The sequence below is a fragment of the Mesorhizobium sp. M0293 genome, assembly GCF_040321735.1.
In the GTDB taxonomy this organism is placed as follows: domain Bacteria; phylum Pseudomonadota; class Alphaproteobacteria; order Rhizobiales; family Rhizobiaceae; genus Mesorhizobium.
Map to the genome: position 1 here is coordinate 48,292 of NZ_JAMYSA010000043.1, position 6,000 is coordinate 54,291.

General features: G+C 60.7%; 6 protein-coding genes and 1 tRNA gene. 4 read left to right on the plus strand and 3 right to left on the minus strand.

What is annotated here, in order from left to right; genetic code table 11:
* The first annotated feature begins 184 nt into the window (after positions 1-184).
* The 3 genes from NKJ06_RS17895 to NKJ06_RS17900 all read left to right on the plus strand — a co-directional run bounded on the left by NKJ06_RS17895 (position 185) and on the right by NKJ06_RS17900 (position 2,076).
* Positions 185-763, plus strand: a complete 579-nt coding sequence (locus NKJ06_RS17895) for an NUDIX domain-containing protein (RefSeq protein WP_352629026.1) — start codon at positions 185-187, stop codon at positions 761-763.
* 313 nt (positions 764-1,076) lie between these two features.
* On the plus strand, positions 1,077-1,289 hold the full coding sequence (locus NKJ06_RS35820) for an exopolysaccharide production repressor protein (protein WP_502905631.1): 213 nt from the start codon (positions 1,077-1,079) through the stop codon (positions 1,287-1,289).
* A 91-nt stretch (positions 1,290-1,380) separates the two neighbouring features.
* Positions 1,381-2,076, plus strand: coding sequence for a GNAT family N-acetyltransferase (locus NKJ06_RS17900; RefSeq protein WP_352629024.1), 696 nt, complete (start codon positions 1,381-1,383; stop codon positions 2,074-2,076).
* Between the two features lie 23 nt (positions 2,077-2,099).
* Here the strand turns inward: NKJ06_RS17900 and NKJ06_RS17905 are convergent, their stop codons facing one another.
* From NKJ06_RS17905 to NKJ06_RS17915, 3 genes are all read right to left on the minus strand, one after another.
* Positions 2,100-2,642, minus strand: coding sequence for a DnaJ domain-containing protein (locus tag NKJ06_RS17905; protein ID WP_352629022.1), 543 nt, complete (start codon positions 2,640-2,642; stop codon positions 2,100-2,102).
* Between the two features lie 195 nt (positions 2,643-2,837).
* Positions 2,838-2,923: transfer RNA gene (locus NKJ06_RS17910), tRNA-Leu, on the minus strand.
* A 273-nt stretch (positions 2,924-3,196) separates the two neighbouring features.
* Positions 3,197-3,862, minus strand: coding sequence for an outer membrane protein (locus NKJ06_RS17915; RefSeq protein WP_352629020.1), 666 nt, complete (start codon positions 3,860-3,862; stop codon positions 3,197-3,199).
* Between the two features lie 197 nt (positions 3,863-4,059).
* On the opposite strand from NKJ06_RS17915, the gene ade reads away from it, so the two are divergent.
* Positions 4,060-5,880 carry an adenine deaminase gene (ade, locus tag NKJ06_RS17920; protein ID WP_352629018.1) on the plus strand — a complete coding sequence of 607 codons (1,821 nt, stop codon included), beginning with the start codon at positions 4,060-4,062 and terminating at the stop codon, positions 5,878-5,880.
* The last annotated feature ends 120 nt before the right edge of the window (positions 5,881-6,000 follow it).

A 6,000-nucleotide genomic window follows, 5' to 3' on the forward strand; every position in this document is an offset into this window, starting at 1 on the left:
CTATTTAGGCAACCGATCGAGTCTGCGCCAGACACGAGGCGGTGAAACGGCTTCTGGACCAATCACTGACGGCATTGCCGAAACGCCGGTTCGCGGCTACGCCTCGACCGCCAATGCATGTCGCCCAAAAGTGGCCCCGGTTTTGGGAGAACGACATGCATGAACCAAGAGCATGGAGACCATGATGGAAGATCGCGTTCGCATCCGTTCGGAGGAAATCCTCTCCGACGACTGGGCCGTCCTGAAGAAGACCGTTCTCGACTACCGCCGGCGTGACGGACAGTGGGAGACGCAGGTGCGCCAGACCTATGATCGCGGCGATGGCGCGGTGATCCTGCCTTACGATCCCTCGCGTTCGACCGTGCTCCTGGTGCGCCAGTTCCGCTATCCCGCCTACGTCACCGGCCACCGCGAACCGCTGATCGAGGCCTGTGCCGGCCTGCTGGATGAAAACGATCCGGAAACCTGTATCCGCAAGGAGGCGGAGGAGGAGCTCGGCTACCGGCTGCAGAACGTGGAGAGGCTGTTTTCGCCCTATATGAGCCCCGGCAGCGTCACAGAACGGCTCTGGTTCTTCATCGCCCGTTATTCGCCCGCCGACCGCATCTCGGCCGGCGGTGGCGCGGCGGACGAAGGCGAGGACATCGAAGTTCTGGAAATGCCGCTCGACGAGGCGCTGGCCGGCATTGCCGATGGCCGCATCATCGACGCCAAGACGATTATTTTGATCCAGCATTTGAAGCTGAACCCGATGCGGGCTTGACTTGGGTCCAAGGCAGCCGTTGGACCCGTTGGCAGGGCTGTCTCATCGGTATCAAGATTCTTATTTGCGTGATTTCTAATATATATCTAGATTGATCGGCGCGGGGGAAGCCCAAACCCCACCCGCGATGGCCGGTGCGGCCCCCTTAGACCCCTAAGCCAACCGCACTGGCCATTCATCCCTTTGCGGCTACTGGTCTGGGTTCTCGAGGTGAGCGTGAAGGTTTTCTATTTGACAACTTAATTGATTGGCGCCGGCGACAGGCTGGAGTGGGCTGGGAAAAGAGATGTACTTTCCGCAATATCTGATTGGAATGTCCGCAACGACGATCGGCGTTGCAATCTGGGCTTACTTGGAGGCCGGGTCGGTCTGGGCGTCGCTTGGGTGGGCAATTCTCACCTTGGTTGTCCTGCAGGTCGGTTACGGCGGCTTGGTTATTTATCTGGTCTTCCGGCGACCATCTGAAGCCTCGGACGCACGGCCGGCTATTGACCCTACAAGCCCCCTTTTATTCTGGCCTTTCTGAACTGGTCAGGTTGAATGCCCCGCACGCGGAAAGCCGCGCTTGTGGTCGAGCTCGGGTTCCAAGGTCTGCGCCAATCGGCGGGGGAGGGAATATGGCTGAGCAAGACAGATGGAAGGAACTGTCGAAAGCAGCCGGCAGCGCGAGCCCACCCAGGCCAGTAACGTTGACGGGAAACCATATAAGCCTCGTGCCGCTCTGCCGCGAAGATGCCGACGAAATCTTCCGGCTGACCCATGCTGGCGAACGCGACGAGATCTGGGCCGAGATGAAGATGGGGCCGTTCGACAGGGTTGAGTCTTTCCGCGCGCATGTCGAGGATCTGCTCAGCGACCAGTCGCGCGCATTCCTGACGCTACGCACCGCCAGGGGGCCTGTCGGCTGGCTTTGCCTGATGGAGGCAAGGCCGGCGCATCGGGTGATTGAACTCGGCTACATCCTTTTCGCGCCCAGCCTACAGAGGACTGTCGCTGCCAGCGAGTCGCTATTCCTCATCATGCGGCACGTCTTCGACGATCTGGGCTATCGCCGCCTGGAATGGACCTGCACCACAGCCAATGCGAAATCCAGACGAGCGGCCGACCGGTTGGGCTTCGTCTTCGAGGGTATATTGCGCGAGAGTCTCATCCTGAAAGGGCGCCCGTGCGACATCTGCATGTACTCCCTCCTGGCGCGGGAATGGACCGTCGCCGAGGGCGCCTTCCTGACTTGGCTATCTCCCGACAATTTTGCCGATGGACGCCAGATGCAGTCCTTGGAGCAGGTCAGAGCGTCTCTGCCGCGCAATTGAGATTGGGGCGGCGGGCTTTCTAATCAGGCGCCATGAAGATCACGTTCGAGCAGTCTGATGGTGGGGCCAGTATCTTCGGAGATGGCGCGATCGATGCCTTCTACGGTGATCGCGATCGTTCCGTTCTCGACCCTGCCTATCCAACCCTTGGCTTTCATATACCAGAGGTGAAACTCGAGATGTTCACGCGGACAGCCTGACAAGCGTTCGAGTTCTGTATCGCCAATGCCAGGATTATTAACGTCTTGCCGCCGTTTCACATAAAGGAGCGAGAGCACCCTGGCCTGAATGACGACGTCCTTTTCAAAGCCTTTTGTGTTGGTGGCTTCTTCTGCCAACTCGCGGCGAAAGTTCGCATGATCCTTATGTCGAATGTCATACTGCGCGCGCTTGACCGGATCTTTGAGAATATTGTGGGCCTCTACGATCTCGCTAAAGCGCGCTTCATCGCCGGTGTCCCGATTGTCGGGATGGTAGCGCATAGCAAAATAACGAAATACTCGTTCGATCGTTTCCGAGTTGGCGTTCGGGCTGATTTCCAGAATTTCATAGTAGTCAGTGACCATCGAATCGCGTTCCTCTCCAGCAGAACTGTATATGCGTATTCGCCGAAAGACGGAACGTTTAATGGACATTGACCGACCTCAAGCGGTTGCGTCGGACCATTGCTTGAGGCAGCCAAGACCTTAGTCCTGCCGTTCAGATCAACGGGGTGAAAGATCACCGGCGCCAAGGACCGTCGACAGCCGTGGGGCACAATATGGTGCGGACGACGGGAATCGAACCCGTACGATCAGAGATCGAGGGATTTTAAGTCCCTTGCGTCTACCAATTCCGCCACGTCCGCAGGCCAGCCCTTTTCAGACGCCAGACACAGGCCGTCAAGTCGTGTTCTTGGGCCTTGGCGAACGCGCGAACAAACCAGCCGGCTTGGTGATACTGGCGCGATCACGGAATTATCGGCGCTGCGGGCACGGATATGATGTTTGTGCGGCGGATCTGATCCGCCAAGGCCGGCGCCTCTCAGGCCCAACCCATTCCCCCGCCCACTGGGAGCGCCGGCCGCCCCAATTCCCCCCGAAGTCCGTCCCGGCCTTCAGCGCTACAACAACGGGTTGGTTCAGAACTTGTAGCTCAAATTGATGCCGACCGTGTTCAGCTTCACGTTCTGATCGCGATCGTTAAAGGGTTCCGCCACGTCGTAGTGCTCGGAGCCGAAATCATAGTAGCGATACTGCGCACCGACGACGAACTTGTCGGTCAGCGCGTAGTCGACGCCGGCACCCACGGTCCAGCCGATATTTGTGCGCGTGCTGGCGAACGCCGGACCCGCGACCTGCGAGGTTTCGATGCCGGCAAAGGCGACGCCGCCAATGCCGTAGATCAGCAGGCGATCCATGGCGTAACCCGCCTTGGCGTTGACCGACCCGAACCACTTGATGTCGGTCCCGAATGTGCTTCCCAGGCCCGATTCCGTCGTGCCTTCGATCGAGGAATAGTTGAGGTCTGCCTCGGCGCCGAGCACAGCCTGGTCGAACTGCCACAGGCCGGCGACATGGCCGCCGACGAAGCCGCCATCAATATCGGGGGTGATGGAAAACGGCGCGCCTTCCGTCGTTGATATATCGGATCGGCCCCAGCCATAGCCGCCTTGCAGACCGGCGTAGTAGCCCGTCCAGTCGAAGCCGGGCGCCGTCATCGGCACGTCGACCATCTGGTCGGCTGCAAAAGCCGGCACGGCCGAAGCGACAAGAAAAACGGCACTTGCGACCACCAGGCGACGCATCGAACTCCCCGAAATGGCGATCCAGAAATGTCCTTGCGGGAAGGGTAACCTGATTTGCCACAAAACGGAATTCCATTTCCGACTGCGACCAATATGTGGTGAAGACGGCGTAATCCGTTGATCGACAGTAGCAAAGACCGTTCGGCGCTGGCCAAAACCACATCGGCTTGGCACAGTCGGGCAAACAGGAGTCTTTCATGACAAAGAAGCCGTCGGGGCATGCGACGAAACCCAAACCCTGGACCGAGATGGCGACGCATCTGGTCGATGTCGCCATGGGGCGCAAACCCGCCGATCTCGTCATCCGCAACGGCCGCTGGGTAAACGTCCATTCGGGCGAGATCATCGCCGGCACCGACATCGCCATTGCCGGCGGGCGCTTCGCCTTTTGCGGGCCTGATGCCAGCCACGCCATCGGCCAGGGCGTCACCAAGGTGGTCGACGCCGGCGGGCGCTATCTGGTGCCCGGCCTTTGCGACGCGCACATGCATGTCGAAAGCGGTATGGTGACGGTGACCGAGTTCTGCCGGGCTGTCATTCCGCACGGCACCACCTCGATGTTCATCGACCCGCATGAGATCGCCAATGTGCTGGGCCTGCCGGGCGTGCGGCTGATGCATGACGAGGCCGTCGCCATGCCCATCAACGTGCATGTGCAGATGCCGTCCTGCGTGCCTTCGGCGCCGGGGCTGGAACATGCCGGCGCCGAGCTGACGGTTGCCGATGTGGCGGAAGCGATGACCTGGGAAAACATCATCGGGCTCGGCGAGGTGATGAATTTTCCCGGCGTCGCCGCCAATGACCCGGTCATGTCGGGCGAGATCGCCGCGACGGTCAAGGCAGGCAAGACGGTCGGTGGCCACTATGCCTCGCGCGATCTCGGCCTGCCGTTCCATGGCTATGTCGCCGGCGGCCCGGAAGACGACCACGAGGGTACGCGCGCCGAGGATGCCATTGCGCGTGTGCGCCAGGGCATGAAGGCGATGCTGCGGCTGGGCTCGGCCTGGTATGACGTCGCCTCGCAGATCAAGGCGGTGACGGAGAGCGGGATCGACCCGCGCAACTTCATCCTGTGCACCGACGACAGCCATTCCGGCACGCTGGTCCATGAAGGCCATATGGACCGCGTGGTGCGCCACGCCATCAGCCAAGGCTTGAAGCCGGTGACGGCGATCCAGATGGCGACGCTCAACACCGCCCAGCATTTCAAGCTGGAGCGCGAGATCGGCTCGATCGCGCCGGGGCGGCTGGCCGACCTGCTGATCGTCTCCGATCTCGCCGCGATGACCATAGACGAAGTTTATGCACGCGGTGTCAGGCTGGCCAAGGGCGGCAAGCTCGAAATCGACATTCCGGCCTATGATTATCCCCTGACGGCGAAGAACACCGTCAAGCTCGGCAAGAAGCTGAAGGGCGGCGACTTCGACATCGTGGCTCCCCAGGGCGCCAACGAGGTGCGGGTGCGCGTCATCGGCGTCATCGAGAACCAGGCGCCGACGCGGGCACTGGAGGCCGATCTGCCGGTCGAGGACGGGCTGGTCGCCATGGATCGCCGCAACGATGTCTGCCAGATCGCGCTGGTCGAGCGCCACAGAGGCACCGGCGGCGTCACCAACGCCTTCGTCTCCGGATTCGGTTACATGGCTGACTGCGCCATGGCGTCCAGCGTGGCGCATGACGCCCACCACATCATCTGCGTCGGTACCAACAAGCAGGACATGGCGCTGGCCGTGAACCGTCTGGGCGAGGTCGGCGGCGGCGTCGTGCTGTTCTCCAAGGGCAAGGAACTGGCGCTGGTCGAAATGCCTATCGCCGGGCTGATGTCGGACGAGCGGGCTGAAATCGTCGCCGCCAAGGCCGATAAGCTCGCCGAGGCGATGCGCAAGATGGGCTGTTCATTGAACAACGCCTATATGCAGCACTCGCTGCTGGCCCTGGTCGTCATTCCCGAACTGAGGATTTCGGATGTCGGCTTGATCGACGTGACGACATTCCAGAAGGTCGACCTCTTCGTCTAGGCACGTCGATATTCAGGTGATGCCGGCCTGCGAATGACGGCTTTCTGCGCTTCCGGTGCTCATATGTGGACGGCCCCCTGCTTGCAAGTATTGGCTGAGATGGTTTGATCGGATCGCTTG